Origin of the sequence: Kribbella catacumbae DSM 19601 (assembly GCF_000372465.1) — a bacterium.
Classification (GTDB): Bacteria; Actinomycetota; Actinomycetes; order Propionibacteriales; family Kribbellaceae; genus Kribbella; species Kribbella catacumbae.
Genome location: NZ_AQUZ01000120.1, coordinates 1 through 3118 on the forward strand (window position 1 = coordinate 1; position 3118 = coordinate 3118).

The window sequence follows — 3118 nt, forward strand, 5'->3', positions numbered from 1 at the left end:
CCCCTGAAACCCCGGCCCAGCCGGACACCACCACCACCGAGAGGAACCCCACCATGACCGCCACCACCCCCGAGACCCCCGTCGCCGAGATCCCTGGCCTCGCAGCCGCCGTCAAATACGCGACCGACTGCACCACCCACGTCGCGGCGATCAACACCGGCATCGACGGTGCCACGGCCCAGCTGCGGGCAGCCGAGGTCACCGACCCGGAGGTCTACGCCGCATTCGCTGCAGCCGCTGACGCGATGGCCTCCGGCATCGCTGCGTTCGGCCGGGCGAAGGTCGCGCTGGCGAAGCAGAACGTCGTCAAGGAGGGCTACGAGGCCGCTCCGGGCGCCGGGTCCAAGCAGTTCGTCACCGCGGGCTGACAGCCGGCACCAACAGACAGGCCCTGGCCCGGGTGACGCACGAGATCCCCGGGCCGGGGCCTTTCCAATGAGAGGACCCCCACCACCATGGCAACGAAGTCCGTCACCCTCGTGCTCAGCGAGCAGGACGCGCTCAACGTCGCAGCCCAGGCCAAGGCTGCCCGCGTCGAGCGCCGTCAGGGTCGCACCATCTACCGCCTCCGCCGCCAAGCTGCCCCCTGGTACTACGCCCTCGCCGTCTTCGCCTTCGCCGAGGTGCTTTGGCTCGTCTCCGCGCTGTCGACCACCAGCGCCGCCGTCTGGACCGCGGCCCTCGCGGCGATCCCGCTCGGGATCGTTGGCTGGACCATCGGCCGGAACGCCGGCGCGTGGCGTCGCCGGGTGTGGGCCAGCAACAGCGCCGCGAACGCCTGGCTGATCTGGGCCGCCTCAATGGACCCGGCCAGCCTGGACAGCCACAGCCTCGCCCTGCTCGTGCTGATGCTCGTCACCATGGGCCTCGCCGCCGGTTGGTGGAAGGCGAACCGCATCCCGCACCCGCTCGCCCCGTCCGCTCCGGAGCCCGAGGAGGCGAAGCAGTTCAAGGGGCCGTTGCACCAGCGGTGGACCCGGTTCGTCGCCAGCAGCCGCGGCCCGCTCCCGGAGTCGTACCTGACTCAGCCGGACATCAGCAACGGGAAGCAGCGGTACACGATCCAGCTCGTCCCCGGCCAGCAGACCCAGACCCTCGCGCTGTCCAGCCTCGACCGGATCTCGTCCGGCCTCAACGTCCCGATCAAGAACCTCGTGCTTGAGCCTCACCCGAACGAGCTGCCCACGCAGATGCGGATCACCTACGTCGAGAAGTCCCCCATCGACAAGGTCGTGCTGTACGACGGCCCAAAGGTCGACGAGGGCGTCATCCAGATCGGCCCGTACGGCGACGGCGAGGGCTGCGCCGGGTGGCGCTACTGGACCCGTGGCGAGGTCCCGATGGGCGGCTCCTGGTGGGGCGGCGCGATCATCGCGGGGATGGGGTCGGGCAAGTCCCGGCTGATGGAACTGCTCGCTGTCGGCACCGTCGCCACCGGCCACGCGGTGGCGTGGTTCATCGACCCCCAGGGCGGCGCGAGTTCGCCGGCACTCGCCAAGGCTGCCGACTGGTACGTCGACCTGGACGGCGCGGAGAAGATGCTGACCGCGCTGGAGTCGATCTGCGAGTGGCGCAGCAAGGAGATGGCCGCCAACGGCTGGATCGGCGTCGACCCCTCCCCCGAGCGTCCCGGCATCACCGTCTTCATCGACGAGGCGCACGAGGTCTTCGCGGAGAACACCGACCGCTGGACCAAACTGGCGCGGAAGGCGCGGAAGGTTGGCATCGCGCTCGTCATCCTGTCGCAGTACCCCGGCCTCTCTACGTTCGGTGGATCCGAGCCGCTGCGGGCCGCCGTCATGGCCGGCAACGTCGTCGCGATGCGGACCGAGTCCCGGCAGAACGGGCAGCTGCTCGTCGGCCTGGACGTCGACCCGCTGACCCTGCCCGCGATCCCCGGCTTCGGGTACACCGTGCGCCGCGGGAACGAGTTCGGGCGCACCGCGCCGTTCCGGGCCGAGTACGTCAAGGTCCCGGCCGAGTGGCTGGCGCGATACCCCTCCCCCGAGCTGGATCCGGTCTCGGCGAACGCTGGGGCCGCGAACTACATCAACCGCCGGTCCGACATGGACTCCGCGATGGCGCTGGTCCGTGCCCAGGTCGAGGCGATGAAGAACGGCGACCTGTCCGCCGCCTCGGGCCTGGTCGGCGCGATCGCCACCGCCACGAAGGTCGCCACAGGCAAGCCCTCTGCGAACCCGCTGCAGCTGCCGCCGCCGCCGGTCCTGACCCTGGTGAAGCCCGCGGCCGCCGCGCCGAGGCCTGCTCCTCCTGAGCCCGCGAACGGTCGGGAGGCCCTTCTGGCGATCCTGGCCAACGGCGAGACGAAGACGAAGGACCTGATCGAGGGCGCACGCCTCAGCGAGACCAGGTTCCGCCAGCTGATCGGCGAGCTGACAACGGCCAAGCTCGTGGAGAAGGTCGGCCGCGGGGTCTACCGTCTCGTGGAGGGCTGACCCTCTTGCATCTGTTAGGCTCATGGCCTAATGTTCTGGTTGTTGGGAAGCACACCACCACGAAGGAGACCTGATGTCCGACGACCCGCTGGTCCAGCACGCAGACGACGCCTACGAGGCAGTCCGCGCACTCAACCACGGCACCTTCCGCACGATCCCCGCCCCGCTGGCCTACTCGCTGCTCGGCAACCTCAACAACGTCGGCTACGGCATCTCGCAGCTCACCGAGCAGATCGCCACCGGTCTTGAGGGGTCGCTCACCGAGTACGACGTGTACGACAACAACCGGGACCCGGCCGAGTCTGTGGCAACGGCCGCGAGCCTCCTGCGATCGGCTGCGGTACACGCCAAGGAGATCGGCCGCCTGCTCAGCGAGGCTCAGACCGCAATCAACCTGCAGGGCTACAACATCAAGGGGGACGGCGACGATGGCGCAACCGACGTGGAATGAGATCGCAGGGAACACCCTCGCCTCGCTTAACCAGGCCAGGGGCGGGCTCAGCGATGCTCGCGACTGGATGAACTCCGACTGGCGCGAAGGACATGAGCCCGTCGACCACAAGCAACGGCACGAGGCGGCCCGGCTGATCGCTCAGGCCAAATCCCTCATCGACCAGGCGAAGAACGCTGTACGCCAGAGTGCCGGCGGCTGACCAGCCCCC

4 protein-coding genes are annotated in these 3118 nt (G+C 69.4%); all 4 read left to right on the forward strand.

Annotated features, from left to right (window positions below; all coding sequences use genetic code 11):
- Positions 1 to 368: hypothetical protein (locus A3ES_RS50760; RefSeq protein ID WP_040457266.1), on the forward strand; the 368-nt coding region annotated here is incomplete at its 5' end.
- An 87-nt stretch (positions 369 to 455) separates the two neighbouring features.
- Positions 456 to 2456 carry a P-loop NTPase family protein gene (locus tag A3ES_RS0145305; protein WP_020393447.1) on the forward strand — a complete coding sequence of 667 codons (2001 nt, stop codon included), beginning with the start codon at positions 456 to 458 and terminating at the stop codon, positions 2454 to 2456.
- Between the two features lie 73 nt (positions 2457 to 2529).
- Positions 2530 to 2907 carry a hypothetical protein gene (locus A3ES_RS0145310; protein WP_020393448.1) on the forward strand — a complete coding sequence of 126 codons (378 nt, stop codon included), beginning with the start codon at positions 2530 to 2532 and terminating at the stop codon, positions 2905 to 2907.
- A 67-nt stretch (positions 2908 to 2974) separates the two neighbouring features.
- Entirely contained in the window at positions 2975 to 3109 is a 135-nt protein-coding gene (locus A3ES_RS56905) for a hypothetical protein (protein ID WP_272944674.1), read from the forward strand.
- Positions 3110 to 3118: the final 9 nt, after the last annotated feature.

Excerpts from the sequence above, each read along its gene's own strand:
- A3ES_RS0145305 (WP_020393447.1), top strand. The coding sequence starts at position 456 with ATGGCAACGAAGTCCGTCACCCTCGTGCTCAGCGAGCAGGACGCGCTC.
- A3ES_RS0145310 (WP_020393448.1), top strand. The coding sequence starts at position 2,530 with ATGTCCGACGACCCGCTGGTCCAGCACGCAGACGACGCCTACGAGGCA.
- A3ES_RS56905 (WP_272944674.1), top strand. The coding sequence starts at position 2,975 with ATGAACTCCGACTGGCGCGAAGGACATGAGCCCGTCGACCACAAGCAA.